This is a genomic window from Achromobacter sp. Marseille-Q0513 (assembly GCF_018195695.1).
GTDB lineage: Bacteria > Pseudomonadota > Gammaproteobacteria > Burkholderiales > Burkholderiaceae_B > Achromobacter.
Genome location: NZ_JAGTJY010000003.1, coordinates 26493 through 51575 on the forward strand (window position 1 = coordinate 26493; position 25083 = coordinate 51575).

General features: G+C 67.9%; 26 protein-coding genes and 1 tRNA gene. 16 read left to right on the forward strand and 11 right to left on the reverse strand.

Annotated elements, in window-relative coordinates; translation table 11 throughout:
• The first annotated feature begins 6 nt into the window (after positions 1-6).
• Genes KDH83_RS01430 through KDH83_RS01455 form a run of 6 tightly spaced genes read left to right on the forward strand, consistent with a single transcriptional unit; the run spans position 7 to position 3816 of the window.
• Positions 7-255 (forward strand): acyl carrier protein, encoded by a 249-nt coding sequence (locus tag KDH83_RS01430; RefSeq protein ID WP_212312325.1) that lies wholly within the window; start codon positions 7-9, stop codon positions 253-255.
• A 16-nt stretch (positions 256-271) separates the two neighbouring features.
• A complete protein-coding gene (locus KDH83_RS01435; RefSeq protein WP_212312327.1) occupies positions 272-1165 on the forward strand; it encodes a diiron oxygenase in 894 nt (297 codons plus the stop codon).
• Between the two features lie 10 nt (positions 1166-1175).
• On the forward strand, positions 1176-2132 hold the full coding sequence (locus KDH83_RS01440) for a nitronate monooxygenase (RefSeq protein ID WP_212312329.1): 957 nt from the start codon (positions 1176-1178) through the stop codon (positions 2130-2132).
• 27 nt (positions 2133-2159) lie between these two features.
• Positions 2160-2945 carry a hypothetical protein gene (locus tag KDH83_RS01445; protein ID WP_212312331.1) on the forward strand — a complete coding sequence of 262 codons (786 nt, stop codon included), beginning with the start codon at positions 2160-2162 and terminating at the stop codon, positions 2943-2945.
• A 9-nt stretch (positions 2946-2954) separates the two neighbouring features.
• The gene (locus KDH83_RS01450) at positions 2955-3326 is read left to right on the forward strand and encodes a hotdog domain-containing protein (protein WP_212312333.1); all 372 of its coding nucleotides are present in this window, start codon (positions 2955-2957) and stop codon (positions 3324-3326) included.
• Positions 3301-3816 carry a hypothetical protein gene (locus KDH83_RS01455; protein ID WP_212312335.1) on the forward strand — a complete coding sequence of 172 codons (516 nt, stop codon included), beginning with the start codon at positions 3301-3303 and terminating at the stop codon, positions 3814-3816. Before KDH83_RS01450 ends, KDH83_RS01455 begins: the two co-directional genes overlap by 26 nt.
• 13 nt (positions 3817-3829) lie before the next feature.
• Here KDH83_RS01455 and KDH83_RS32825 read toward each other — a convergent pair whose 3' ends face one another.
• Positions 3830-5443: a methyl-accepting chemotaxis protein gene (locus tag KDH83_RS32825; protein WP_212312338.1), complete on the reverse strand. Its 1614-nt coding sequence runs from the start codon at positions 5441-5443 to the stop codon at positions 3830-3832.
• 192 nt (positions 5444-5635) lie between these two features.
• Positions 5636-6325, reverse strand: coding sequence for a tellurite resistance TerB family protein (locus KDH83_RS01465; RefSeq protein ID WP_212312340.1), 690 nt, complete (start codon positions 6323-6325; stop codon positions 5636-5638).
• Between the two features lie 172 nt (positions 6326-6497).
• Between KDH83_RS01465 and KDH83_RS01470 the strand changes: the two genes are divergently transcribed.
• Positions 6498-6896: an OsmC family protein gene (locus tag KDH83_RS01470; protein WP_212312342.1), complete on the forward strand. Its 399-nt coding sequence runs from the start codon at positions 6498-6500 to the stop codon at positions 6894-6896.
• A 76-nt stretch (positions 6897-6972) separates the two neighbouring features.
• Here KDH83_RS01470 and fabI read toward each other — a convergent pair whose 3' ends face one another.
• From fabI to gloB, 3 genes are all read right to left on the reverse strand, one after another.
• Positions 6973-7758 carry an enoyl-ACP reductase FabI gene (gene fabI / locus KDH83_RS01475; RefSeq protein ID WP_212312344.1) on the reverse strand — a complete coding sequence of 262 codons (786 nt, stop codon included), beginning with the start codon at positions 7756-7758 and terminating at the stop codon, positions 6973-6975.
• Between the two features lie 209 nt (positions 7759-7967).
• A complete protein-coding gene (locus tag KDH83_RS01480; protein WP_103272417.1) occupies positions 7968-9386 on the reverse strand; it encodes a transglycosylase SLT domain-containing protein in 1419 nt (472 codons plus the stop codon).
• Positions 9387-9393: 7 nt separating this feature from the next.
• Complete coding sequence (gene gloB, locus KDH83_RS01485) at positions 9394-10215, reverse strand: hydroxyacylglutathione hydrolase (RefSeq protein WP_212312346.1); 822 nt, start codon at positions 10213-10215, stop codon at positions 9394-9396.
• A 20-nt stretch (positions 10216-10235) separates the two neighbouring features.
• On the opposite strand from gloB, the gene KDH83_RS01490 reads away from it, so the two are divergent.
• From KDH83_RS01490 to KDH83_RS01520, 7 genes are all read left to right on the forward strand, one after another.
• A complete protein-coding gene (locus tag KDH83_RS01490) occupies positions 10236-11015 on the forward strand; it encodes a methyltransferase domain-containing protein (RefSeq protein ID WP_212312347.1) in 780 nt (259 codons plus the stop codon).
• A gap of 47 nt (positions 11016-11062) precedes the next feature.
• On the forward strand, positions 11063-11524 hold the full coding sequence (gene rnhA, locus KDH83_RS01495; protein WP_212312348.1) for a ribonuclease HI: 462 nt from the start codon (positions 11063-11065) through the stop codon (positions 11522-11524).
• 364 nt (positions 11525-11888) lie between these two features.
• Positions 11889-12974, forward strand: coding sequence for an efflux RND transporter periplasmic adaptor subunit (locus KDH83_RS01500; RefSeq protein ID WP_212312349.1), 1086 nt, complete (start codon positions 11889-11891; stop codon positions 12972-12974).
• Between the two features lie 36 nt (positions 12975-13010).
• Positions 13011-16127: an efflux RND transporter permease subunit gene (locus KDH83_RS01505; protein ID WP_212312350.1), complete on the forward strand. Its 3117-nt coding sequence runs from the start codon at positions 13011-13013 to the stop codon at positions 16125-16127.
• Between the two features lie 10 nt (positions 16128-16137).
• A complete protein-coding gene (gene dnaQ, locus KDH83_RS01510) occupies positions 16138-16854 on the forward strand; it encodes a DNA polymerase III subunit epsilon (RefSeq protein ID WP_212312351.1) in 717 nt (238 codons plus the stop codon).
• Positions 16855-16931: 77 nt separating this feature from the next.
• Positions 16932-17006 (forward strand) — tRNA-Val (locus KDH83_RS01515).
• A gap of 410 nt (positions 17007-17416) precedes the next feature.
• Positions 17417-17584 carry a hypothetical protein gene (locus tag KDH83_RS01520; RefSeq protein ID WP_103272424.1) on the forward strand — a complete coding sequence of 56 codons (168 nt, stop codon included), beginning with the start codon at positions 17417-17419 and terminating at the stop codon, positions 17582-17584.
• A 51-nt stretch (positions 17585-17635) separates the two neighbouring features.
• Here the strand turns inward: KDH83_RS01520 and KDH83_RS01525 are convergent, their stop codons facing one another.
• The 5 genes from KDH83_RS01525 to KDH83_RS01545 form a co-directional block, all read right to left on the reverse strand.
• Positions 17636-18106 carry a YaiI/YqxD family protein gene (locus tag KDH83_RS01525; protein WP_212312352.1) on the reverse strand — a complete coding sequence of 157 codons (471 nt, stop codon included), beginning with the start codon at positions 18104-18106 and terminating at the stop codon, positions 17636-17638.
• A gap of 2 nt (positions 18107-18108) precedes the next feature.
• Positions 18109-18375: a hypothetical protein gene (locus tag KDH83_RS01530; RefSeq protein ID WP_103272426.1), complete on the reverse strand. Its 267-nt coding sequence runs from the start codon at positions 18373-18375 to the stop codon at positions 18109-18111.
• A gap of 42 nt (positions 18376-18417) precedes the next feature.
• On the reverse strand, positions 18418-19926 hold the full coding sequence (locus tag KDH83_RS01535) for a TAXI family TRAP transporter solute-binding subunit (RefSeq protein ID WP_212312354.1): 1509 nt from the start codon (positions 19924-19926) through the stop codon (positions 18418-18420).
• 2 nt (positions 19927-19928) lie between these two features.
• Complete coding sequence (gltS, locus tag KDH83_RS01540; RefSeq protein WP_212312355.1) at positions 19929-21134, reverse strand: sodium/glutamate symporter; 1206 nt, start codon at positions 21132-21134, stop codon at positions 19929-19931.
• 180 nt (positions 21135-21314) lie between these two features.
• Entirely contained in the window at positions 21315-21806 is a 492-nt protein-coding gene (locus tag KDH83_RS01545; protein ID WP_212312425.1) for a GNAT family N-acetyltransferase, read from the reverse strand.
• 282 nt (positions 21807-22088) lie between these two features.
• On the opposite strand from KDH83_RS01545, the gene KDH83_RS01550 reads away from it, so the two are divergent.
• Together KDH83_RS01550 and KDH83_RS01555 are read left to right on the forward strand one after the other, a co-directional pair.
• On the forward strand, positions 22089-23141 hold the full coding sequence (locus KDH83_RS01550; RefSeq protein ID WP_212312356.1) for a glycosyltransferase family 2 protein: 1053 nt from the start codon (positions 22089-22091) through the stop codon (positions 23139-23141).
• Positions 23141-24724, forward strand: a complete 1584-nt coding sequence (locus tag KDH83_RS01555) for a glycosyltransferase family 39 protein (protein WP_212312357.1) — start codon at positions 23141-23143, stop codon at positions 24722-24724. Before KDH83_RS01550 ends, KDH83_RS01555 begins: the two co-directional genes overlap by 1 nt.
• Here the strand turns inward: KDH83_RS01555 and KDH83_RS01560 are convergent.
• Entirely contained in the window at positions 24684-25079 is a 396-nt protein-coding gene (locus KDH83_RS01560) for a GtrA family protein (protein ID WP_212312358.1), read from the reverse strand. The two genes, KDH83_RS01555 and KDH83_RS01560, sit on opposite strands and share 41 nt — an antisense overlap.
• Between the last annotated feature and the right edge of the window lie 4 nt (positions 25080-25083).

The following is a 25083-nucleotide window of genomic DNA, read 5'->3' on the forward strand; positions in this document are numbered from 1 at the left end:
GCCAACATGTCCACGTTGACGCTGAACAATACCGAGTCCGAGGTGATCGCCTGGCTGAAGGAGAACCGCAATGCGGCCGTCGATGGCATCAAGGAAAAGAACCTGATCGAGGAACGCATCCTGGACAGCATGCAGTTTCTGGACTTCATCATGTTCCTGGGCGAGCTGACCGGGCGCGACGTGTCGGGCGCGATCACCGTGGACGACCTGAAGACGGTGGACGCGATCGTGCGCTTCGTCCACGCGCAGAGCTAGCCGGGAGCGTCATGCCATGGATATCGACTACGCCAGAATCGGCCGCCTCATGACGCTGTCCAAGGGGCGCACGCACGACCCCTACGAGCGTTTCACCTGGCCCGAGCGCATCCCCGAGGACCAGCCCTGGTGCAGCGAGGACCTGCTGACCACTTACGGCACGCCCTACCAGGACCAGCTGGACGCCGGCCAGCGGGTGCGCCTGAGCAAATGGGAGGCGGTCAATTTCTTCAGCCTCAATGTGCACGGCATCAAGGGCGTGCTGGGCTTCGTCAGCCGCTGCATCTACGAGCCGCGCTACGCCGACGTGTCGGAGTACCTGCACGTCTTCATGGGCGAAGAGAACTTCCACATGTGGTACTTCGCCAAGGCCTGCCTGGACTACGCGGGCAAGATCTATCCGGCGATCCAGCTGCAAGGACCGGAGCAGGCGGACAGCCCCGAGCTGGAGGACCTGTATATGTTCGCCAGCACGCTGATCTTCGAAGAATTCGTCGACTACTACAACCACAAGGTCGGCACCACCGAAGGCATCACCGACATCCTCAAGCAGGTCAACTACGAGCACCACGTCGACGAATCGCGGCATGTCTCGTTCGGCCGCGAGATGGTGCCCAGGCTCTACCGGCTGGCGCTGGAACGCAGCGCCGACCCTGAAGCCACGCGCGCCGACGTAGACCGCATGGTGACCAGCATGTTCCGCTATTTCATCAGCCTGATGTACAACCCGGCCGTGTATGACGACGCGGATGTCCACGGACCGCTGGGCTTTCGCAACGGGCATGCGATGCGCAACGCGCTGCGCGCGCACCCGGCGCGCAAGGCCGTGCACGAGCAGTGGTTCAAGCGCAGCGCGGCCTTCTTTGGCAAGCAGGGCCTGGTCGCCGGCCTGGACCTGGCCGCGCTGTAGGAGGATGGCGATGGCAAGCGTCCTGAGCGGACCGGAGGTTCAAGCCCTGTTCGGCGCCCGCCTGCCCGTGCTGCAGGCGGGCATGGGCGGCGTGGCGCAGCCCGAGCTGGCCGCGGCGGTCTGCGAGGCCGGCGGGTTCGGCATGATCGGCCTGTACCGCCATGAAGAAGGCGAGATCCGCGAACTGCTGGCGCGGACCGCGACGCTCACGTCGGCGCGTTTCGGCGTGAACTTCGTGCCCTTCGTTCTGGATGCCGAGCAACTGCTCGGTCGCTTGGCCTGCCTGGCCGACCGGCCGGAACGCCCGGTGGTGACCTTCTTCGGCCTGCCGGAGGCGCGCGTGCTGCGCAGCCTGCCCGCCGGCATGGACTATGGCGCTCAGGTCGGCACGCGCGATGATCTGGACGCCGCGTTCGATGCGGGGCTGCGCTTTGGCGTGTTGCAGACCGTGGAGGCGGGCGGTCACCACCTGGGCGCGCTGACGCGGACGCAGGCGCTGGATCAGGCGGCGCAGTTGCTGGCGGGCGGCCGGATGGGGTTCCTGAGCGGCGGCATCAGCAATGCCGCCGAGCTTCGGCTGGCGCTGGACGCCGGCTATGCCGGCGCCTTGTGCGGCACAGTGTTCGCCGCCACCGAGGAATCGGCGGCGCACGCGCGCTACAAGCAGGCGATCGTCGACGCCCGGCCGGACGACACCGTGGTCACCGACCGCTTCAGCATCGGCTGGCACACGCACCGCCACCGGGTCATCCGCAACCGCAGCTGTGACGGCGAGCTGTCGGCCGGCGTCATTGGATTTGCCCACTATTTCGGAAAACGCTACCCCATCCTGCGCTACAGCGTCGCCGTGCCCACTGCCCAGACCGAAGGGCAGATCGAGGACATGGCGCTGTATTGCGGGACGTCCTGCAAGGACACGCACGCCGTCCGCACCGTGAGGCAGGTGCTGGCGGACCTGACGTCCTGAGCGCATCCACCCGAAGGAGATCGCATCGTGATTATCGAGAAGCAGTGGCACCAGGTGAAGAACGTCCTGCAGGCCAAGCTGGACAGCATATTCTCGGTCGCGCCGGACGCGACCACCGAATTCGACAGCCTGCTGGCCTTGGACGAGATCAACGCGCTCGGCTATGTGCGCAATTTCCCGCACCTGACCTGCGTCATGTGTTCGATCGAGCAAGGCGAACTGCTGGGCTTCGCGCGCGGCCAGCGCAAGCTCGATCCCGACTTCAAGCAGCTGAATGCGGACGTGGCCCTGTTGCCCGCCACCTGCTACAAGATCTACCTGGGCCTGAAGGGCCAGCAGCTGGACGGCGCGCGGGTGGAGTCCTGCATCGCGCGCTGCTTCCGCCATGAGGACAAGGCGCTGGACAGCTATCGCGCCTTCAACTTCACCATGAAGGAATACGTGTACCTGGGCACGGCCGAGGGTGCGCAGGCGCATCTGGAGGCCGGCTACGATCGCGTGTTCTCGCTGTTCGCGCAGCTGGGCATCCGCGCCGATTGCGAGGAAGCCAACGATCCCTTCTTCGATTCCGGCAGCCCGGTGGCCCGGCTATCGGCGTTGACGCCCACCAAGCGCGAGCTGGTGTTCGACGGACATGCCGTGTCTTCGCTGAACTATCACCGCAACTATTTCGGCGAGAAGTTCGAGATCCGCCTGAACGGCGAATTCGCGCATACGAGCTGCGTGGCCTTCGGGCTGGAGCGCTGGATCTCCATGCTGAAGGACCATTTCGGCGACGCGCGCCGCGCGCTGGCCGCGTTGGAACAGGCTTAGGGGCGAGCCATGACGCAGGCGCAGGCCTTGTTTCGCGCGGGGCAGCAGTTCGAGAAGACCTGGGAGGTGGACGCGGCCGCCCTGTCCTTGAACTACGGCGGCGATATGGATGTGCTGGCCACGCCGGTCATCGTCTATTGGATCGAGTCCTATGCGACCGAGTGCATACGCCGAGCGGGCGACGGCAGTTGCCGTTCGGTCGGCCAGGCCGTGAGCGTCAAGCACGTCGCGCCCGCGCATCCGGGCAGCGCCGTGCGCCTGACGCTCACGGTGCAGGCCATGTTCGGCAACGCGCTGCGCTTCGATGCCCGCGCGGTGGCGGCGCGGGACGGCAGCCTGATCGCCACCGGCACCCATGACCGCGCCCTCATCGGGACTTGATCTCACCGTGGTGCTCGGCGCCCGGCCGGCGCAGGCGCCGGCCCGCACGCGCCTGGGCAAGCCCTATCTGCCCGGCACGGCCGGGTTCGGCCTGAGCGACAGCGGCGGCGTGCAGGCCGCGCTGTACGCCAACCGCAAGTACGTGGGCATCGATATCGAACGGCTCGACCGGCCGGATCTGGCGGCGCGGCGGCACAGGCTGGGCGCCTGGGTGGCGCGGCGGGACCATGTGCCGGTGGAGTTCCTGGCGGGCTGGGTCGCGCGCGAGGCTTGCGCCAAGTGCGTGGGGCTGGGCTTGCTGCATGCCCTGCCGCGCATGGCGATCGCCTGGACGCGGCAGGTCGCCGAAGAGGGCGGGGCCGTGGACATCGGGCTGGACTTCGCCGGCCGGGGCTTCGTGGCGCGCTGCGCCCGGCTGGATGGCCTGATGCTGGGGCTGTGCTATCGCGAGGACTACGGTCCGCCGAGAATCGTGCTGCTGCGCGGATAGGCGGTGGCAGCGCTCATGTGGCGGCAAGCAGCAGGCGTGTCGAGTGCTGCGCGGGCGGGGACAGGTCCTCGTTGCGGAAGACCGACATGGATTCGCGAAGCGCGTGCGCCTGGTCCGACATGCTGCGCGTGGCCTCGGCGGCCTGTTCCACCAGCGCCGCGTTCTGTTGCGTGACGCCATCCATCTGCGAGATCGCGACGTTGACCTGGTCGATGCCCGTGCTTTGCTCGCGCGAGGCCGACGCGATTTCTCCCATGATGTCCGCGACATGACGCACCGAGGCCAGGACTTCCTCCATGGTGTCGCCGGTGCCGGCGGCCAGCTCGGATCCCGTCGTCACATGCTGGCTGGATGTTTCGATCAAGGCCTTGATCTCCCTGGCCGCCGTGGCGCTGCGCTGCGCCAGCGTGCGCACTTCCGCCGCCACGACCGCGAAGCCGCGGCCCTGTTCGCCCGCCCTCGCGGCTTCCACCGCCGCGTTCAGCGCCAGGATATTGGTCTGGAAGGCAATGCCCTCGATGACCGAGATGATTTCATGGACCTTGGCGGAACTGGCCGCAATGTCCTGCATGGTGGCGATCATGCGCCGCATGGCCTGGCCGCCGGCCTCGGCCGTCTGCGAGGCGGCCAGCGCCATCGCGCTGCCTTGCTGCGCGCTTTCGGTGTTCTGTTTCACGGCGGACGTCAGCTGTTCCATGCTGGCGGCGGTCTGCTCCAGCGATGCGGCCTGCTCTTCGGTGCGGCCCGAGAGATCGGCATTGCCGCTCGCGAGCTGGGACGACGCGGTGGAAATGGCGTCGGCGGCGGTCTGTATGCGGGACACGGTCGCGCTCAGTTGCACGCGCATGGTCTCCAGCGAGGCGATCAGGCTGTTCGCGTCGCCGGCGGTGGGACGCAGGCTCAGCGTCAGATTGCCATTGGCGATCTCGCGTGCCATTTCCTGGGCCTGCCGCGGCTCGCCGCCGAGCTGGCGCAGCACGCTGCGCGTGATCAGCCATGCTGCCAGTCCGCCCAGGGCCAGCGCCAGCACGGTCGCGACCAGGGTCGCCGTCTGCAGCGTGGCCGAGGCTCGCAGCGCCTCGTCGGCCGCCTCGTCGCTCAGGCGCGTTTCCAGCGCGGTCAGCGCGGCCAGCTCCTTGAGCCATGACGCCTGTGGCGCGCGGGCCTCCTGGACCAGCACGACGATGGCGCCCGCGGGGTCGCCGGCCAGTCCCAGGCTGGCGGCCTTGTCGATCAGCGGCATGGCCTTGAGCTCATCGCGCTTGACCGCTTGAAGCAGCGCCAGCTCCTCAGGCTGCGTGGTGGGATTGGACGTGAGCATCTGCTCCAGCTTGGCGTAGTCCTCGCGGTAGATCTGCTCCTGTGTCTTCAACCGCTGCGCCTCGAAGTCTATGGCCTTGGGATCGCGCAGCAGCGCGATGTTGCGCACGGCGACCGCGCGGTCCGTCACGGCGGCGCGCATCTCGGCCGCCAGCCTGGCCTGCTCGTTGTTGACCTCGACGATGTCGATCATGCCGTCGCGCAGGATGCGCGTGTTGTGGGACTCGAGCACGGCGATGGCGCACAGCAGCGCCAGCAGCATGCCGAAGCCGCCGAACAGGCGGGTGGATACCTTCAGGTCTTTCATCGTTTTCTCCGGGGCGGACGCGAGCCGCCGTCATGAGAGATAACGACAGGAGAGCCGGTGCAGTTGAGGGCTGAAGAGCTGAGACTAGTCTGATATTGAGGGCGGTCCTAGGCACTCAGGACGCGGCGGACCGGACGGGGCGCGAGGGGATGCCGGCATGCGGAAGGGGCCGCCTTGCGCGGCCCTTCGGGTTCAGACGGTCTGGGCGTGAGCCTTGGCGTGCTGTTCGAGTTGCAGCTTGAGATCGGGCGGCAGCTTCAGCTGGCGCGCGAGTTCGTCCAGGTAGGCGCGCTCCATGAAGCTTTCTTCGTCGACCACCAGCAGGCTGGCCAGGTACATCTCGGCGGCCATTTCGGGCGTGGAGGCGGCCTGGGCGATGGCCGCAGGATCCAGCGGGCGCGCCAGTTCGGCTTCGAGCCAGCCGCGGTCGCGGGCATCGGAAGAGAGCTTGGCGAGTTCGGTTTCGAGCAGGCCGCGTTCTTCGGGGCCGATATGGCCGTCGGCCTTGGCGGCGCCGATCATCGCGGTCAGCACGGCGCTGCTGTGCTGTTCGGCTTGCGGCGCGGGCAGGCGGTCCAGTGTCTGCGGCGGCGTCGCGGCGGCTTCGGCGCCCTGCTTGCGCTGCCAGTCGCCATAGGCGCGGTAGGCCAGCGCGCCCAGCGCGGCCATGCCGCCGTACATGGCGACCTTGCCGCCGATCTTGCGGGCCTTCTTGCTGCCCAGCAGCAGCCCCAGGGCGCCCGCGCCCAGCGCGCCGCCGCCCAGGCCGGTCAGGAAGGACGACCCCTTGCCCCCGGTGGCGTTCTGGACGCGCGAGCCGGCGTCGGAAAGCAGTCCCTGGCCGGACTGCAGCAGTTGATCGAGTAATTGTCTGGCGCTCATGCGGCCCCCTTCGTAGGCAGGAGAACTTGCGGAATCTGATCCGACCGGCGCGGGGCAAGGAAGTTCAGCTTGCAGTCAGTAACATGGCGCGTCGCCGGTTATCCGGAAAGGTAGTGCTACAACGTGGCAAGAGCCGGCCCAGTCGCGCCGGCCGCCTTCAGGAGATGTGTCCATGACGATCCGCGTGCGCCAGAATGCGCCCCAGACCCTGCAATTCACCGCCACGGCCGAAGGCCATGAACTGCCGCTGGCCATGCCGCAGCCGCAAGGCGAGGGCCCCGACCCGCACGATTATTTCGATACCGCGCTGGGCGGCTGCAAGGCGCTGACGCTGATGGTGTACGCGCAGCGCAAGGGGTTGCCGCTGGAATCGGTGGGCGTGGACGTGGTGCGAGATGCCAGCGAGGAACGCAAGGGGGTCTACCGCCTGACCGCCAAGCTGACGCTGCATGGCGAACTGACGGATGCCCAGATCGACGAATTGCTGGCGGTGGCGGAAAAATGCCCGATCCACAAGCTGATGACGGCGGTGGATGTGCAGGTGTCGACGCTGGTGGTGCGGCCGGAGTGATGGTCGGCGGTGCCAGGCACCGCGCGGAACCGGCCTTGCCGGTCCGCGGCTGCGCCCCGTTGAGGGGCGTTTCCGTTCAGTCTTCCATGCCCGGGACGACGGTCGAGAAACCGGCGTCCACATGGGTGATCTCGCCGGTCACGCCGGCGGCCAGGTCCGACAGCAGGAAGGCGGCGACGTTGCCCACGTCCTCGATGGTGACGTTGCGGCGCAGCGGCGCCTGGGCCTCGACGAACTTCAGGATGGCCGAGAAGTCCTTGATGCCGCTGGCGGCCAGGGTCTTGATCGGACCGGCCGAGATGCCGTTGGCGCGGATGCCGCGCGGGCCCAGGGCGGTGGCCAGGTAGCGCACGCTGGCTTCGAGCGAGGCCTTGGCCAGGCCCATGGTGTTGTAGTTGGGAACCACGCGCTCGGCGCCCAGGTAGGTCAGCGTCAGGACCGAACCGTTGCGTCCCTGCATCAGCGGCAGGGCGGCCTTGGCCATGGCGGGGAAGCTGTAGGCCGAAATGTCGTGCGCCACGCGGAAGGCTTCGCGCGACAGGCCGTCCAGGAAGTCGCCGGCGATGGCTTCGCGCGGGGCGAAACCGATGGAGTGCACCAGGCCGTCCAGGCCGTCCCAATGGGCGCCCAGTTCGGCGAAGGTCGCCTCGATCTGGCTGTCCGCGGCCACGTCGCAGGGCAGCACGATTTTGCTGCCGAACTCCGCGGCGAACTCCGCCACGCGTTCCTTGAACCGGTCGCCCACATAGGTGAAGGCGAGCTCGGCGCCCTGCTGATGACAGGCGCGCGCGATGCCGTAGGCGATGGAACGGTTCGAGAGCACCCCGGTGACCAGAATGCGTTTGCCGGCGAGAAAGCCCATATTCAATCCTTTGATTTTGTCCTTCCGAAGGCCGCCATTTTAGTGGCACGCATCACGCCCAGCCAGCCACGCCCAACCGGAGCCACGTAAGCGCGGAACCGCACCAACCCGGGGACGCGCCAGACCAGGGCCGCGCGGAGCCGGCTTTGCCGGTCCGCAGCGGCGCCCCCTTGAGGGGGGAGCGCGCAGCGCTCGGGGGGTGGGCCCCTCTACCCCCGGGCGTTGGTGCCCGGCACGCGCAGCTGGCCGCCCACCTTCAGGGCGTTGCCCTTCAGGTTGTTGAGCGCGCGCAGCGCGTCGACCGTGGTGCCGTACTGCTTGGCCAGCGAGAACAGGGTGTCGCCCTGGCGGATCTTGTGGGTGCGGACGTTGGGGCGGGCGCTGGAGACGCGGGCCGGAGGCGTCGGCGTCGCACGGCCATGTGGCGCGGCCTTGCTGCTGCTTGCCGGCGCGGAATCGAGCGCGCCGACGGCGGGGGCCAGCGAGGCCACCTGGATGCCGCCGGGGCCGGGGTCGCCCGGCACCAGCATGGACTGGCCGGCCGCGACCTTCTGGCGCGAGCCGATGTCATTGGTTTCGCGCAGCTTGGCCTCGCTGACGCCGAAGCGCTTGGCGATGGACGCGTAGGATTCGCCGCGGCGCGAGTGGTAGACCTTCCAGGCGCTCAGGTCGCCCTTGTAGTTGGTCAGGTTGGCGTTGAAGATCTCGACGCGGTCGGCCGGCAGCAGCAGGGTGGGCGCGTGGTCGCCGCGGATGACCGGGCGGTTGAAGGAGGGATTGAGCGCCTTGAACTCGTCCAGCGGCATCTCGGCCAGCTTGGCGGCGATTTCCAGGTCGATGTCGCTGTTCTTGCGCACCGTGACGAAGTAGGGCGTGTTGCCGACCGGCGGCAGCGCCACCGCGTAGCGCTGCGGGTCGGCGATGATGTTCTTGATGGCCTGCAGCTTGGGGACGTAGTTGCGGGTCTCGTCCGGCATGGACAGGGACAGGTAGTCGGTGGGCTGGCCGGCGGCCTCGTTCTTGGCCATGGCGCGCTGCACCGAGCCTTCGCCCCAGTTGTACGAGGCCAGGGCCAGGTACCAGTCGCCCTGCATTTCGAACAGCTTTTCCAGGTAGTCCAGCGCCGCGTTGGTCGAGGCGATGGGATCGCGGCGCTCGTCGCGCCACCAGTCCTGCTTCAGGTTGAAGTGCTGGCCCGTGGCCGGCACGAACTGCCACAGGCCGGAGGCCTGGGCGCGCGACAGGGCGGTGGGGTTGTAGGCGCTTTCGACGAAGGGCAGCAGCGCCAGCTCGGTCGGCAGGCCGCGGCGGTTGATCTCGTCGACGATGAAATACAGGTACTTGCCGGCGCGCTCGGCCATGCGCTGAACCGATTCGGGGTGGGACGCGTAATAGTCCGTCCACTGCTGCGACAGCTCGGTGTTCAGGTTGGGGATGGCGAAGCCGCGGCGGATGCGGTCCCAGGCGTCCGAGGGCGGATTGGTCAGGTCGACCGTGCGGGACGTGTCGCGGGCGATGTAGCGCCCTTGGGAGTTGGTGGTGAGGTTCTTGCTGTCGTGGGATTTGGTTCCTGCGCAACCGGCGAGGACTGCCAGCATCAGTGGCAGAAGGAGTCGGGATAGATTCATCGGGCGGTCACTTGAAATCGTTCTTCCATTCACGAAGGGAGGCAAAAACCTCTACCGGCGTAGGGTGGCCGTGTCCGGCCCAGCTTGCTGCGGCACGCACGACATCGACTTGCTGGGTGCGCAGGAAAGGATTGACCTCGCGTTCCTGGCCAATGGTGGAAGGAAGCGTGGGAAGACCTGCCGCGCGGAGATGCTGGGCCCGCTGATAGCACTGTTGAAGGCTGCGGTTGGCCGGATCTACTGCCAAGGCCCAGCGCAAGTTCGCTAGAGTGTACTCGTGCGCACAGAAAACCTGTGTATCTGGCGGTAAAACGGAAAATTTTTCCAAGGAATCAAGCATTTGCGCAGGAGTTCCCTCGAACAGGCGGCCGCAGCCCCCCGCGAACAGGGTATCGCCACAGAATAGGACGGGTCCTATTCCCGCCGCGCGGCCGGTGTAGGCAATATGTCCGGCGGTATGGCCGGGCACGTCCAGCACGCGCAGGTCCAGGTCCAGCTCCGGCAACGTCACCCGGTCGCCTTCGGCCAGCGGCACGTCGCAGCGCGGCAGGCGTTCGCGGGCGGGGCCGTATACGGTCAGGTCCGCGTTGCGGGACAATTCCAGCACGCCGCCGACATGGTCGCCATGGTGGTGCGTGAGTAGAATGGCGCGCAGCGTCAGGCCCTGCTGCTCCAGGAAGCGCAGCACCGGGCCGGCCTCGCCGGGGTCGACCACGGCGGCCTGGCCGCCGCGGACGATGGCCCATATATAGTTGTCGTTGAAGGCGGGTAGCGGCAAGACCGCGGCAGTAGGCTCGCGGCCGCCTGCGGGGGCGGTCTGGGCTTGCATGGGATAGAAGGATAGCGAACGTGGCAGAAGAGACTCCGCCGATTGTAGAACTGGCCGAATGGTTCCAGACGCCGCCGGGGCAATATGTCCTGGCCTGGGAGCGCGCGCAGTTCGACGCGGCCGTGGCGGACGTGTTCGGCTACTACGCCTGGCAGGTGGGGCTGGCCGACTGGAACCTGCTGCGGGCGAACCGCATGCCCTTCAAGGGTTGCGTGGGCACCGAGGCGCCAGCGCCCGAGCATGCCGAGTCCTGGCAATCCCGCGTGGTGCTGGCCCAGCCCGAGGCGCTGCCGTTCGAATCGCAGAGCGTGGACCTGCTGGTCCTGCCCCATGCCTTTGAATGCGCGGCCGAGCCGCACAACGTGCTGCGCGAGGTCGAGCGGGTCCTGGTGCCCGAGGGCCGCGTGGTGATTTCCGGTTTCAATCCCTGGAGCATGTGGGGCGCGCGCACGCGCATGCCCGGCATGGAACCCTGGCTGCCGCAGCCGCCGTCGTCTCAGGTGTCGCTGCCGCGGCTCAAGGACTGGTTCAAGCTGCTGTCGCTGGAGGTCAAACAAAGCCATTTCGGCTGCTACGCGCCGGCCTGCCGCAGCGAGAAATGGCTGCGCCGCTGGGGCTTCCTGGAGTCGGCCGGGGCGCGCTGGTGGAGCCTGGGCGGCGCCGTGTATCTGGTGTCGGCCGTCAAGCGGGTGCCCGGGATGCGTATCATTGGGCCTGCCTGGAAAACCCGCCGCAAGCGCGCCCGCGCCGCTTCCGTGGTGGTCAACCGCCAGGCCGACCAAGACTGGCCGCGCTCCTGAGCCGGCCGCTTTCGCGTATCGCATCAACAGGAATTCCAGCCAGCCCTATGCAGGACAGCAAGCCGATAGAACAGAAAGTGGAAATGTGGACCGACGGAGCCTGCAAGGGCAATCCGGGGCCGGGCGGCTGGGGCGTGCTGATGCGCGCCGGCGCCCACGAAAAAACGCTGCACGGCGGCGAGCGCCAGACCACCAACAACCGGATGGAGCTGCTGGCCGTCATCGAGGGCCTGCGGGCGCTGAAGCGCTCCTGCGTCGTCACCATCCACACGGACTCCCAGTACGTGATGAAGGGCATGACCGAATGGCTGGCCAACTGGAAGCGTCGCGGCTGGATGACGGCGGACAAGAAGCCGGTGAAGAATGCCGAACTCTGGCAGGCGCTGGACGAGCAGGTGGGGCGCCACCAGGTGTCCTGGCGCTGGGTCAAGGGGCATGCCGGCGACCCTGGCAACGAGCGCGCGGATCAGCTGGCCAACCAGGGCGTGGAAGTGGCGCGGCGCTCCTGAATGGCGCGTCGCGCCCGGGGTGGCATTGGGAAATACCCTGAAATCCAGGGAATCGGGTCGATTTAGTTCTTTCATCGCGCTTCCGGATTGTTCCAGTATGTAAATCCGGGTGCTACAGTGCCTACCCTCTAATCTGTTCCCGCGGCGCCCGAACGGGCGGGGTCGACCGGCCGGCGCCGCCACGACGCCATCTCCATCGTGATGAAAAATATCTCTTGTGCCGCGGACGCCGCGCGCGCCGGCCGCGTCTCGATTGGACGCGGGGCATCCGTACAGGACCGGGCGCGCGATGCCGCGCCCTTGGCGCAGGCCTGGTCCGGACCTGCCGCGGCGGGGCAGGGCGCCGTCCACGGAGCGTCGCGCGATGAATAAGCCGGCGTTGTTGGCCGCCGTGACGGCGGGCCTGGTCGTCGGGGCTGCGCTGGGCGTCTATGCGCCGCGCTGGTTCGCGTCTGGCGCGGGGGCGCCGCAGGCGGTTGCGTCCACGCAGGCGCCCACCAAGCCGGCGGCGCAACGGGTGCAGGTCGCCGCGGTCAGGCAGGTGCCTTTCGCGCGCGGCATCTCGGCCGTGGGCAGCCTGCGCTCGGACGAGTCCGTGGTGCTGCGGCCGGAAGTGGCCGGTCGCATCCAGAGCATCGATTTCAAGGAAGGGCAGCCCGTGGCGCGCGGGCAGGCGCTGGTGCGCCTGGATGACTCCGTGCCGCGCGCCGAGCTGGCGCAGGCGCGGGCCAATCTGACGCTGGCCCAGACGCATTACCGGCGCGCGGTCGAGCTGCAGGGCAAGGGCTTCGTCAGCCAGAAGGCGCGGGACGAGTCCGCCAGCTCGCTAAAGGTACAGGAAGCAGCCGTGGCGCTGGCGCAGGCGCGCCTGGACAAGATGACCATCACCGCGCCCTTTTCCGGCATCGCCGGCCTGCGCAGCGTGTCGGTAGGCGATTACGTCAACCAGGGGCAGGACCTGGCGCCGCTGGAAGCCATCGACCCGCTCAAGGTGGATTTCCGCGTGCCGGAAATGTATCTGAACAAGGTGGGCGTGGGCCAGCAGCTGACCTTGCGCATGGACGCGCTGCCCGGCGAGGATCGGCCCGGGCTGGTCTATGCCGTGAGTCCGCTGGTCGATGCCGGCGGCCGTTCCATCCTGCTGCGGGCCACGGTGGCCAACCGCGACGCGGTGCTGCGTCCCGGCATGTTCGCCCGCGTCCAGCTGCAGTTCGCGCAGGACCAGGCGCTGGTCGCGCCGGAGGCCGCGCTGACGCCCTCGGGCCAGGCGCAGTACGTCTATCGGGTGCGCGACGGCGTGGCCGAGCGGCGCGCCGTGACCATCGGCGAGCGCCGCGAAGGCCTGGTCGAGATCCTGACGGGCGTGGGCGAGGGCGACCAGCTGGTCGTGGCCGGCCTGCAGCGCGTGACCGACGGCGCGCCCGTCCAGATCGTGGGCGACGGCGCCTGAGGCGCCGGTCCCAGCCATTCTTCAAGGCGGTTCGCCATGCGCATTTCCGAAACCTGCATCCAGCGGCCGGTGTTCGCATCGGTCCTGTCGCTGATCATCGTGCTGATCGGCCTGATCTCGTATTCCCGCCTCACGGTGCGCGAGTACCCCAAGATCGACGAGCCCATCGTGTCGGTGGACACCACCTACAAGGGCGCCTCGCCGGAGGTGATCGAGTCCCAGGTGACCAAGCCGCTGGAAGACCAGCTGGCCGGCATCGAGGGCGTGGACGTGATGACCTCGCGCAGCCGCTCCGAGCGCAGCCTGATCAACATCAAGTTCAACCTGAAGCGCGATCCGGACGCGGCGGCGGCCGAGGTGCGCGACAAGGTCTCGCGCGCGCGGCGCTTCCTGCCCGACGAGATCGACGAGCCCATCATCGGCAAGGTCGAGGCCGATTCCCAGCCCATCATCTACATCGCCGTCGAATCGGGCTCGCTGTCCGCCATCCAGACCTCCGACTACATCAACCGCTACATCAAGACGCGCCTGTCGGTGCTGCCCGGCGCGGCCGAGGTGCGCGTGTTCGGCGAGCGGCTGCCGTCCATGCGCATCTATGTGGACCGAGACAAGCTGGCGGCCTACGGGCTGACGGTGCAGGACGTCGAGGCCTCGCTGCGCAGCCAGAACGTCGAGATCCCGGCCGGCCGCATCGAGTCGCGGGCGCGCGAGTTCTCGGTGGTGTCGTCCACCGACCTGCAAACGCCGAAGCAGTTCGAGAATGTGATCGTCGCCAACGTCAAGGGCTATCCGGTGCGGCTGCGCGACGTGGCCAGGATCGAGATCGGCGCGGCCAACGACCGCGTGCTGTCGCGCTTCAATGGCAAGCCCGCCATCAATATCGGCGTCACCCGGCAGTCCACCGCCAATCCGCTGGAGCTGTCCAAGGCGGCGCGCGAGGAAGTCGAACGGCTGAACCTGAACCTGCCGCCCGGCATGAAGCTGAACATCGCCTATGACTCGTCGGTGTTCATCGAGCGTTCCATCGATTCGGTGTTCCGCACCATCGTCGAGGCCATCATCCTGGTGGTGCTGGTGATCTTCTTCTTCCTGCGCAACCTGCGCGCCAGCATCATCCCCATCGTCACCATCCCGGTGTCGCTGGTGGGCGCCTGCGCGCTGATGTACCTGTTCGGCTTTTCGATCAACACGCTGACGCTGCTGGCCATGGTGCTGGCCATCGGCCTGGTGGTGGACGACGCCATCGTGGTGCTGGAGAACATCTTCCGCCACATCGAGGACGGCATGCCGCGCAAGCAGGCTGCGCTACAGGGCTCGCGCGAGATCGGCTTCGCCGTGGTCGCGATGACGCTGACGCTGGTGACGGTGTACGCGCCGCTGGCCTTCGCCACCGGCCGGACCGGCCGGCTGTTCATCGAGTTCGCGCTGGCCCTGGCCGGCGCGGTGCTGGTGTCGGGCTTCGTCGCGCTCACGCTCACGCCGATGATGTGCTCGGTGCTGTTGCGCCACCAGAGCAGCCACAGCCGCTGGTACAACCTGATCGAAGGCTGGCTCGAAGCCCTGGGCAAGGGCTACCGCAAGGCGCTGGGCGTGTCGCTGCGGCACCGCTGGGCGGTGGTCGCGGTGGGCGTGGCCGTGGCGGCGGCCAGCGGCGTGCTGTTCAAGGTGGTCAAGAGCGAGCTGGCGCCGATCGAGGATCGCGGCGTGGTGTTCGGCATCGTCAGCGCGCCAGAGGGCGCCACGCTGAACTACACGCTGGAGAGCATGCTGGGCATCGAGCAGTTCTACGCCGACATCGGCGAAGCCAGCGGCAGCCAGGTCACGGTGGGCTTTCCCACGGTCACCGACGGCACGGCCATCCTGCGACTCAAGCCCTGGGAAGAGCGCAACCGCAAGCAGCAGGCCATCACCCAGGAGCTGCAGCCGAAGTTCGCCTCGCTGCCGGGCGTGCGCGCCTTCCCGACCAACCCGCCGTCGCTGGGCCAGTCGGCCCGTTCCAAGCCGGTCGAGTTCATCATCATGAGCCAGGCCTCGTATGCCGAGCTGGCGCGCCTGACCGAGGTGTTCCTGACGGAGCTGCGCAAGTATCCGGGCCTGATGAACCTGGACACCGACCTGCGCCTGAATACGCCCGAACTGCGGGTGCGGGTGGACCGCGACAAGATGGCCGACGTGGGCGCCAACGTGGACACCGTTGGCCGGACGCTGGAATCCATGCTGGGCGGGCGCCAGGTGACGCGCTACAAGGACGAGGGCGAGCAGTACGACGTGATCGTGCAGGTGACGCCGCGCGACCGCGCCAATCCCACGGACATCTCCGGCATCTACGTGCGGGCGCGCGACGGCAGCATGGTGCAGCTGGACAATCTGCTGGGCGTGCACGAGGGCGTGTCGCCGCAGTCGCTCAACCACTTCAACCGCCTGCGCGCCGTGAAGATCGACGGCGCGGTGGCGCCCGGCTATGCGCTGGGCGAGGTGCTGACGCACATGCACCAGGTGGCGCGCGAGGTGCTGCCGACCACGGTGGTGACGGACCTGGACGGCCAGTCGCGCGAGTTCCGCGATTCCTCGGGCAGCATCTATCTGGTGTTCGCCATGGCGCTGGCCTTCATCTACCTGGTGCTGGCGGCGCAGTTCGAAAGCTGGCGCAATCCCTTCATCATCATGCTGTCGGTGCCGCTGTCCATGACCGGCGCGCTGCTGGCGCTGTGGCTGAGCGGCGGCACGCTGTCGATCTACAGCCAGATCGGGCTCATCACGCTGGTGGGCCTGATCACCAAGCACGGCATCCTGATCGTCGAATTCACCAATCAGCTGCGCGACGAGGGCAGGGAACTGTTCGAGGCCGTGACCGAGGCCAGCGTGCTGCGCCTGCGTCCCATCCTGATGACCACGGGCGCCATGGTGCTGGGCACCGTGCCGCTGGCCCTGTCGCACGGCGCCGGCGCCGAATCGCGCCAGCAGATCGGCTGGGTCCTGGTGGGTGGGCTGATGCTGGGTACACTATTGACCTTGTTCGTCGTGCCGGTGGCCTATACCTTGATCGCCACCGCGCGGCAGAAACCCGGCCATGCCGGCGGCACGCAACCGCAAGCCCCGGCACAGCCGCCGGCCGCTCCCGCGTCCGCGGCGTCGGCCCCAGCGTCGGAATAGCTTTACACATATGCGCCAGATCATCTTTGACTCGGAAACCACCGGACTGGACCCCGCGCAGGGCCATCGCATCGTCGAAATCGGCTGCGTGGAACTGGTCAACCGGATGTCCACCGGCAACAACCTGCACATCTACCTGAACCCGGACCGCGACAGCGATCCCGAGGCCTTGGCGGTGCACGGGCTGACCACCGAGTTCCTGTCGGACAAGCCGCGCTTCGCCGACGTGGCCGACGAGTTCGTGAAGTTCATCGCCGGCGCCGAGCTGATCGCGCACAACGCCGCGTTCGACGTGAAGTTCTTCAACGCCGAACTGGCCAAGACCGGCCGCAAGCCGATCACCGACTACTGCGAGACCGTCACCGATTCGCTGCTGCACGCGCGCTCGCTGTTCCCCGGCAAGCGCAACTCGCTGGACGCGCTGTGCGACCGCTACGGCATTTCCAACGCGCATCGCACGCTGCACGGCGCCTTGCTGGACGCGCAGTTGCTGGCCGAGGTCTGGCTGGCCATGACGCGCGGCCAGGACGCGCTGCTGATCGATGTCGAGGAAGACGCCTCGGCCGGCGGCGCGGGCGTGGTGCTGACCAAGTTCGATGCGTCCGGGCTGCCGGTGCTGCGCGCGGATGCCGCCGAGCTGTCCGAGCACGAAGGATATCTGGCGGCCCTGGACAAGTCCGTGGGCGGCGAGTGCCTGTGGCGCAAGGTGGAACCGGCGGCGGGCTGAATTCGCGCTGCAAACAAATTAATTGGCGACCGATTTGCACACCCAGAAAAAAACGTGCTAATATTTCGCCTCTTTCGGGGTGGTTAGCTCAGTGGTAGAGCACTGCCTTCACACGGCAGGGGTCACAAGTTCGAAACTTGTACCACCCACCAATTTCACCAGATGCCGCTTGCGGCGCCTGGCATCCCGAAGCGAAAACCCGGCATCAGCCAGTTTGTTCGCTCAGCGGGATCAAAAAAAGCCAACCTTCGCGGGTTGGCTTTTTTCTTTGCGCCGGCTGGGCGGGTCGCCGATTGTGCAGCGCGCGGTTTCCATTTTTTCACGCCTCATGCCGCCGCGCGATTGCGCGGCCGCGCATGCGCCTGGCTGCCGAGCGACGGCAGGCATTCTTGATCTACCTCAATCATCGTTCCTGGGCTTGTCGTTGCCACGGCCCGCGCATGCCTATCATGAAAGCGCGGCCCCGACGGGCCGCCGGCCGGGCCGGCAGCCTCGGCCTGGCGGCGCGATGAGGCGGCGCCGGTCCGCAGCCTCGGACCGGACACGAAAACAGGAGAACGCCATGCACCCCGACACCAACACCATGTTGATCATCATCGTGGCGGGCGTGGCGCTCATGCTGCTGGGCTTTGGCCTGCGCGACCGCAACATCGGCATGGGGTTGATGGGCATCGGCCTGGTGACCGCGCTGGGCACCATCATCTACAAGGCCTACATCACGTTCAATTGACGGGGCGAGGACGCCCTGGCGCCGCCTGCGCGCGATACGCGTGGGCGTGAGTCAAGCGCCGGATTTCGCGGCCGCGCGGGCGGCGCGCGCCAGGATGGCATCGAGCTGGCTGGCGAAGGCGCGGCGATCCGCCTGGCTGAGGGCCGGCGGGCCGCCGATGTCCACGCCGCTGGAACGCAGTTCTTCCATCATGTCGCGCATCGCCAGCCGTTCACGGATCGTGCCGGCGTCGTAACGTTCGCCGCGCGGGCTGAGCGCCATCGCGCCCTTGGCCAGCACGTCGGCCGCCAGCGGGATATCCGCCGTGATGACCAGGTCGCCGGCCTGGGCGTGCTGCGTGATGTGGGCGTCGGCGACATCGAAGCCACGCGGCACCTGGACCGCGCGGATCAGGGGCGAGGGCGGCGTGCGCAGCGGCTGGTTGGCCACCAGGGTCAAGGGCAGGCCCGCGCGCTGGGCGGCGCGGAACAGGATGTCCTTGACCACCACCGGGCAGGCGTCGGCATCGACCCAGATGTGCATGCTCAGGCGTCCAGCGCTTTCTGTAGCAGTTCGGCCACGATCTCGTTGGTCGAGACGCCGCGCGCCACGGCCATGGCGCGGATCTGGTCGGCGTGGGCCTGGGACAGCTTGAGCGGGAAGGGCACCAGGCCGGCGGCCTGGTCCAGCTTGCGCTGTTCGCGCCGGTCGGGCAGCTGGGAGGCCGTGCCGAAGCGGTCCGGCGTGCCGGATTGCTTGAGTTGGCCGGCCAGTTTCAGGGCCTGGTTCTTTTGCAGATCGAATTTGTTCATCGCGATTTCCTGTGAGGGAGCGCCATCATATACGCAGGCCGCCTAGGGCCGCGTTGGCGTTTTGGGGTTTTCCAGGGCGCTGAGGCCTTCCTCCGCGCCGTCATGCAGCGGCACGCTCAGGCCGCGCCGGGCGGTCGCCACGCCCACCTGAGCGCCCTGGGGCGAGCCGCCTGCCAGCAGGTCCTGGCCGGTCTGGTACACGGCTCGCACGATGCTCAGCGCCTCGTCGCGGGTCAGCTCGGACGTGGTCAGCAGCAGGGCGGCCGTGCCGACCGTCGCCACCGCTACGGGCTGGTCCGGATAGGTGCCGGCGGCGATGTCGATCGGCATCAGCACGCCGTCCTCGCCGGCAGTCAGCGCCTTGATGGCGGCGGGATCGAGCGGCAGCAGCTGGAGCTTGGCCTGGGCCAGGGCGTCGCGCAGCGGCGTGGCCGGCACGCCGATCACCTGGGCGGCGGCGTCGAGGTCGCCGGCATTCAGCGCCGGCAGCGAGGCGCTGAATGGCGTGTCGACCACCGTGTAGTCGCGGCCGGCCTGCATGCCATGTGCGGCCAGTACGCGTTCCAGCGTCGCGCGCACGGCCGAGCCTTGCGGACCGAGGGCGATGCGCTTGCCTTTCAGGTCGCGCACGTTGCGCAGCCCGGCGTCCCGGCGCACCACGATGTGCACCATTTCCGGATACAGGCTGCCCAGCGCGCGCAGCGACGAGAACGGCGCCTGGTCGGCGAAGGGGCCCTTGCCTTCGTAGGCCAGGCGGGCGGTGTCGGCCTGGGCCAGTGCCACGGTTACGTCGCCTGCGCGCAGCAGCGCGATGTTCTCCGCGCCGCCGCCGGTGATGAGCGGGGTGATGCGGATCTGTTGCAAGCGGCTGGCGCCGGCAAGGGCGCGGGCAAAGGCCACGTACTCGCCTCGGTCCGGCCCGCCGGCCAGCGGATAGCCGTGCTGCAGCCGGCTCAGTCGGCCGTTGATGCGCGACACCGAGCGTTCCAGCTCCTGCTGTACGACATGCTGCGCGGTGCTGGAGGCGCTGTAGGCGACTGAGTGCGTGATCTGGTCCAGCGTGTCCAGCAACTGGCGCGTGACGGTGGGCGGCGTGCCGCTATCCAGCGTGGGCGCTTCGGCGGCCTTGAAGCCGGCGGGCGTGACCAGGGTCCAGGCGTCGCCGTCCTTGCGGTAGATCGCGCTGGCGTGCGCGACGATGCGGTCGCCAGCCTGGTTGCCGCTGGATTTGACGCCGCTGATGCTGCGCGGGCCCGCGCCCAGCAGCGTCACCAGCGAGGCGGCGCCGGGCTTGTCCCAGGCGCCGAGCGTGATGTCGCGGTCCAGCCGCAGTTCCACGTCGTAATAGACCACGCGTCGGGTTTCGCCGGCCGGCGCGGTGCTGTCCGCGGCCGAGCCGCGCCGCTTGAGGTCGGCGATCTTGAATTGGTCTGCGCCGTAGGTGGCGGTCAGGCCGCGCTCGACGTCGGCGCGCAACGCGTCGGTATCGGGGGCGCGGCCGCAGGCGGCCAGCGTCAGGCAAAGGGCGATGAGGGCGATGCGCTTGAGCATGCTTACATCCCTCCCACGAACGGCAGCGAGATCAGCGAGGTCAGCACGATCACGTTGAGGATGTCGACCAGGAAGGCGCCGGTCACCGGCACCACGATGAAGGCTTCGGGCGCGGGGCCGTGGCGGCGCGTCAACGCCTGCATGTTGGCGATGGCGGTCGCCGTCGCGCCCAGCGCGAAGCCGCAGAAGGCGGCCGACATGATGCTGGCCTCGTAGTCGCGCTTGAGCGCGCGGAACATGACCAGGGAGGCGTAAAGCGCGCAGAACAACGTCTGCACCGCCAGCATCAGCGCCAGCGGTCCGGCCAGGCGCGCCACGCTGGACAGGTCCAGCGTCATCATGGTCATGCCCAGGAACAGCGACAGCGCGACGGTGCCGATGATTTCCGTGGCGCGGTCGTCCAGCTTCAGCCCCAGGCGCGCGCCGCCGTTGCGGATGAGCACGCCGGTGGCCAGGCACCACAGGAAGTTGGGCAGGCTGACCGGCGCATTCTCGACCAGCGTGGCGAGATAGCCGCCCAGCGCTAGGCAGATGAAGGCCGCGGTCAGCGACACGATGAACGAGCCGGACGTGGACGGCGCCTGTTCCTCGCTCAGGTCCGGCGCGTCATGGCTGGCCGCGGCATGGTCCAGGCTGCCGGCCAGCTTGTGGCGGCGCATGAGCCATTCGGCGACCGGGCCGCCGACCACGCCGCCCAGCACCAGGCCCAGCGTGGCGGAAGTCATGGCCAGCGCCATCACGTCCTGGATGTTGTTGAAGTCGGCGAAGCGCGTGGCGTAGGCCGCGCCGGTGCCGTGTCCGCCGACCAGCGTGATGGTGCCGCCCAGCAGGCCCATGAGCGGGTGCATGTCCAGCAGCCAGGCCATGCCCAGTCCCACCGCGTTCTGCAGCACCAGGAAAGGGATCAGGGCCAGCAGGAAGGCGATCAATCGCGGGCCTCCCTTGGCGAGCAGCTTGAGGTTGGCGGTCAAGCCGATGCAGCCGAAGAACAGCAGCAGCAGCGTGGGCCGGATGCTGGTGTCCAGCGAGACGCTGACGCCGCCCCAGTTCGACAGCAGGTAGGCGGCGATGGCGAACAGCAGGCCGCCGACGATGGGATCGGGGATGCTGTAGCGCGCCAGCACGCCGATGCGGGAGGTCAGGACGCGGCCGATGACGAGCACCAGGCAGCAGGCCAGCAGGGATTGGACGGGCGTGAGAGAAATCATGGAATCCTTCGCGCCCTGTCTGGGCGCAGCAAATTCAGGCTGTCGGAGCCGTCGCCGCCGTATCGCAAAGCTGCGTCCTATCTTAATAGGTCACGCGGCCATGTCGTGGCCGCCGGCGGCATACGGGCGTGGGCAGGGGCAGGCGGCGCGCCTGCCGGAAGGGGGGCGGGGCCCCCGGATTCAGAACGGGAAGGCGCGCGCCATGTAACTGGCGTTCGGCCCATAGCCGGCCAGCTTTTCGGCCAGTCCGGCGGCGCCGGCGTCCACGGGCGCGTAGCCGTGGCGGCGCCAGTAGCTCACCGCGCCTTGCAGCGACACCAGGCTGGCGCGCAACAGGCCCTGCGAGGCGGCCTGGCCGGCCGCCTGCCGCAGCAGCGCCTGGCCCACGCCCAAGCCTTGGGCCGCCGGCGACACCGCGCAATCATGCAGGAACCAGTGGTCGGCGCCGTCGGGCAGGACGTCAAGCTCGACATCCAGCACGGGCGGCAGGCCCGCGTCCCAGGGATACGAGATCAGATAGCCGAGCGTGCCGGATTCCGCGCCGTCGGCGATCCAGCAGTGTCCGGGCGCGAGCGCGAGCCGGTTCAGGAAGAATCCGGCGCTCTCCAGTAGGAAACCGGGGTAGGCCAGGGCCTGGACGGCAAGAATGCCGTCCACGTCGCCGGGCCGCATCGGGCGGACTTGGTAATGCATAACAACCTGTGAAAACAAAGACTTCCGCGCATTTTACCGGTGGGCGGGGAAGTGCTGCTTTTACGCGGCTTTACAAATTGGGGACATAGTTTTACGGGAACTGAACGCGAGTTTATTCATTGCGGCGCCGGGATCCCTAGACTGGTTCACACGTGAATTTCCGCAGCCAGGCGCTCGGCGGCATTTCATGAAAATTCAACGAGGCCCTGCTCATACTGCCCGCCACAGTACCCCCGTATTACGAGCTACGACAGAGAGCCCATGCATAGCCAATTCCGGTCTGCTTCCGTGCCACCCCAAATATTGCCCAACGTGTTTCCGCTTGGGGCCGCCCGGTCCGTGGCGGCCGCGCGGGTGCCTTATGACGCCAGGGTGAGCTGCGTCATCCCCTGTCTGAACGAAAGCGCCAACCTGGGTATTCTGCTGCCTTTGCTGCGCAACCGGCTGTCTGCCTTGTGCACGAGCTGGGAGATCATCGTCGCCGACGATGGCAGCACCGACGGCACCGAGGCGCTGATGCAGGAATGGACCGAGCATCCGGGCTTCCGCTACGTGCAGCTGTCGCGCAATTTTGGCAAGGAGGCGGCGCTGAGCGCGGGCCTGGAATCGGCCACCGGCGATGCCGTGATCTGCCTGGATGCCGACCTGCAACACCCGCCCGCGCTGATCGAGCAGATGCTGGCCCGTTGGGCCGCCGGCGCCGAGATGGTCTACGCCGTGCGCGAGACCCGCGCCGATGAATCCTGGGCCAAGCGCGCTGGCGCGCGCTGGTTCTACAAGCTGCTGAGCGGCGCGCGCGGCGTCGATGTGCCCGCGCACGCCGGCGATTTCCGCTTGATGGATCGCAGCGTGGTGGACGCGCTCAACGCCCTGCCCGAACGCACCCGTTTCATGAAGGGGCTGTACGCCTGGGTCGGATTCAAGGGCGAAGCCCTGCCTTATACGCCGGACGAACGCCTGCACGGCAGCAGCCGCTTCAGCGGATTGCGCCTGTTCCGTCTGGCCCTGGACGGCCTGACCGCCTTCACGACCTGGCCGCTGCGCATGGTCAGCCTGGCCGGCGTGGTCATGGCCTTGGTGGGCCTGTGCTACGCCGCGTACCTGGTGGGTGAATACCTGTTGCTGGGCAACCCGGTCTCCGGCTGGACCACCATCGTTACGGCCGTGCTGTTCTTCGCAGGCGTCAACCTGATCTCGCTGGGCGTGGTGGGCGAATACGTCGCCCGCATTTTCGATGAGGTCAAAGGGCGGCCGCTCTATGTCGTGCGCCGCAGACAGGGGCGCCCCGCCGCCAGCGACGAGGCGACGGACTGATGGCCAAGATCATGCAACAGCCGGCCCGCTCCGAATGGACGCCGCCGGCGGGATGGTTCTTGCTTGCCATCGGCGCCTGGCTGGCCGCCTTGATCTGGTACCGGCCGTTGACGCTGCCCGACGAGGGGCGCTACGCGGGCGTGGCCTGGGACATGCTGCGCGCCGGTTCGCATGGGGTGCCCTTGCTGGACGGCATGCCCTATTTCCACAAGCCGCCGCTGTACTACTGGCTGTCGGAATTCTTTTTCGCGCTGTTCGGGCCGCATCCGTGGCTGGCCCGCCTGCCGTCCTGGATGGCCGCCTGGGGCACGTCGATCGCGCTGTATTTCTTCGTGTTGCGCCATCGCGATCGCGCCACCGCCACCATGACCACGCTGATCCTGGCTTGCATGCCGTTCTTCTACGGCGGCGCGCAGTTCGCCAACCTGGACATGCTGGTGGCAGGCATGATTTCGTTGTGCGTGCTGGCCGCGGCCGAGACCGCGCTGCGGGCCGAGCGGGGCCAGGCCTATCGCGCCATGTCGCTGGCCGCTGCGGCGCTGGCCGGCCTGGCCGTGCTCGCCAAGGGCCTGATCGGGCTGGTGCTGCCTGGCGCCGTCCTGTTCATCTGGCTGGTGGCCGGCAAGCGCTGGCGCGGCCTGAAGGCGCTGGTCTGGCCGCCCGCGCTGCTGCTGTTCGCAGCGGTCGCGGTGCCGTGGTTCTGGCTGATGCAGACGCGCTTCTCGGGCTTCTACGATTATTTCTTCGTCTACCAGCACTTCCAGCGCTTTGCCGCGACCGGGTTCAACAACGCCCAGCCATTCTGGTTCTACCTGCCGGTGATCGTCGGCCTGGCGCTGCCCTGGTCCCTGTGGGGCGGCGGCATCCTGCGCAAGACCTTCTGGACCGGGCCGACGCGCGAGCTGCGCCTGCTGGCGGCCATCTGGGCGGTGGTCATCCTGGCGTTCTTTTCGCTGCCGGCGTCCAAGCTGGTTGGTTATGTGCTGCCGACCCTGCCGCCGCTGGCCTTCCTGCTGGCCGAGGTGGTGGTGGCCGCCTGGCGCAACGAGCACGACACGATCACGCCCAGGCTGGTGCGCATCAGCGCCGGCGCCGGCGCCTTCATCTGCGTGCTGGCGGTGGGCATCGCCGGACACAACGCCCGGGGCAGCGCGGAACCCCTGGCCAATGTGATCCGGCCGCAGCTGCAGGCGGACGATACCTTCGTGTCCCTGCATGCCTATCCCTTCGACCTGGCGCTCTACATGCGCGCGCCCAAGCCGTCGTGGGTGGTGGATGACTGGCTCAATCCCGAAATTCCCACGCGCGACAACTGGCGCAAGGAGCTGTACGACGCCGCCAAGTTCGATCCGGTGGTGGGCAAGCAGGTGTTGATCAGCAACGAGGAGTTCAACGCCAGGCTGTGCGCCGCGCCGGATGGCGCTCGCTACTGGGTCTGGGGCACGAATTCGGACGGGGCGGACTACCCGGCGCTGCAAGGCCTGACGCCGGCAGCGACCAGCGTCAAGTTCCTGATCTGGAAGGTCGAGGGCGGGCCGGCGCTCAGGCAGCGGGTTTGTGGCGGAACGCCCAAAGCCGGCTGACCACGAATGTGAGCACGGCCAGTCCGATCAGGATCAAGGCGAGCAGCACGTCATAGCGGACCGCCGTGGCGTGCAGCAGCCAGGCATAGGCGCTCTCGTTGACCAGAAAGCCCGCGGCGGACACGAGGAAGAAACGTCGGATGGCTATCGTCCAGGGTATGCGACTATGGCGGAACGTGAGCCGGTAGTGTCCAATGAAGGACACCGCGAATGCGACCAGCCAGCCGAGCAGGTTGGCGACCAGTGGCGCCGCGCCGGCGAGTTCGACGCAGCCCACGGCCACCGCCCAGTGCGTGGCGGCGGCAGCGCATCCGACGGCGACAAAAAAAACGAGTTGTTTGAACAGGGCGCGCATGCGG

What these genes read in the sequence shown, in the direction of transcription:
- rnhA (WP_212312348.1), top strand. Translation starts at nt 11,063, where the DNA reads ATGCAGGACAGCAAGCCGATAGAACAGAAAGTGGAAATGTGGACCGAC.
- KDH83_RS01555 (WP_212312357.1), top strand. Translation starts at nt 23,141, where the DNA reads ATGGCCAAGATCATGCAACAGCCGGCCCGCTCCGAATGGACGCCGCCG.
- KDH83_RS01470 (WP_212312342.1), top strand. Translation starts at nt 6,498, where the DNA reads ATGACGATCCGCGTGCGCCAGAATGCGCCCCAGACCCTGCAATTCACC.
- KDH83_RS01480 (WP_103272417.1), bottom strand. Translation starts at nt 9,386, where the DNA reads ATGAATCTATCCCGACTCCTTCTGCCACTGATGCTGGCAGTCCTCGCC.
- gloB (WP_212312346.1), bottom strand. Translation starts at nt 10,215, where the DNA reads ATGCAAGCCCAGACCGCCCCCGCAGGCGGCCGCGAGCCTACTGCCGCG.
- KDH83_RS01505 (WP_212312350.1), top strand. Translation starts at nt 13,011, where the DNA reads ATGCGCATTTCCGAAACCTGCATCCAGCGGCCGGTGTTCGCATCGGTC.
- KDH83_RS01500 (WP_212312349.1), top strand. Translation starts at nt 11,889, where the DNA reads ATGAATAAGCCGGCGTTGTTGGCCGCCGTGACGGCGGGCCTGGTCGTC.
- KDH83_RS01550 (WP_212312356.1), top strand. Translation starts at nt 22,089, where the DNA reads ATGCATAGCCAATTCCGGTCTGCTTCCGTGCCACCCCAAATATTGCCC.
- KDH83_RS01520 (WP_103272424.1), top strand. Translation starts at nt 17,417, where the DNA reads ATGCACCCCGACACCAACACCATGTTGATCATCATCGTGGCGGGCGTG.
- KDH83_RS01440 (WP_212312329.1), top strand. Translation starts at nt 1,176, where the DNA reads ATGGCAAGCGTCCTGAGCGGACCGGAGGTTCAAGCCCTGTTCGGCGCC.
- gltS (WP_212312355.1), bottom strand. Translation starts at nt 21,134, where the DNA reads ATGATTTCTCTCACGCCCGTCCAATCCCTGCTGGCCTGCTGCCTGGTG.
- KDH83_RS01430 (WP_212312325.1), top strand. Translation starts at nt 7, where the DNA reads ATGTCCACGTTGACGCTGAACAATACCGAGTCCGAGGTGATCGCCTGG.
- KDH83_RS01455 (WP_212312335.1), top strand. Translation starts at nt 3,301, where the DNA reads ATGACCGCGCCCTCATCGGGACTTGATCTCACCGTGGTGCTCGGCGCC.
- KDH83_RS01450 (WP_212312333.1), top strand. Translation starts at nt 2,955, where the DNA reads ATGACGCAGGCGCAGGCCTTGTTTCGCGCGGGGCAGCAGTTCGAGAAG.
- fabI (WP_212312344.1), bottom strand. Translation starts at nt 7,758, where the DNA reads ATGGGCTTTCTCGCCGGCAAACGCATTCTGGTCACCGGGGTGCTCTCG.
- KDH83_RS01545 (WP_212312425.1), bottom strand. Translation starts at nt 21,806, where the DNA reads ATGCGGCCCGGCGACGTGGACGGCATTCTTGCCGTCCAGGCCCTGGCC.
- dnaQ (WP_212312351.1), top strand. Translation starts at nt 16,138, where the DNA reads ATGCGCCAGATCATCTTTGACTCGGAAACCACCGGACTGGACCCCGCG.
- KDH83_RS01435 (WP_212312327.1), top strand. Translation starts at nt 272, where the DNA reads ATGGATATCGACTACGCCAGAATCGGCCGCCTCATGACGCTGTCCAAG.
- KDH83_RS01560 (WP_212312358.1), bottom strand. Translation starts at nt 25,079, where the DNA reads ATGCGCGCCCTGTTCAAACAACTCGTTTTTTTTGTCGCCGTCGGATGC.
- KDH83_RS01525 (WP_212312352.1), bottom strand. Translation starts at nt 18,106, where the DNA reads ATGCACATCTGGGTCGATGCCGACGCCTGCCCGGTGGTGGTCAAGGAC.
- KDH83_RS32825 (WP_212312338.1), bottom strand. Translation starts at nt 5,443, where the DNA reads ATGAAAGACCTGAAGGTATCCACCCGCCTGTTCGGCGGCTTCGGCATG.
- KDH83_RS01535 (WP_212312354.1), bottom strand. Translation starts at nt 19,926, where the DNA reads ATGCTCAAGCGCATCGCCCTCATCGCCCTTTGCCTGACGCTGGCCGCC.
- KDH83_RS01465 (WP_212312340.1), bottom strand. Translation starts at nt 6,325, where the DNA reads ATGAGCGCCAGACAATTACTCGATCAACTGCTGCAGTCCGGCCAGGGA.
- KDH83_RS01530 (WP_103272426.1), bottom strand. Translation starts at nt 18,375, where the DNA reads ATGAACAAATTCGATCTGCAAAAGAACCAGGCCCTGAAACTGGCCGGC.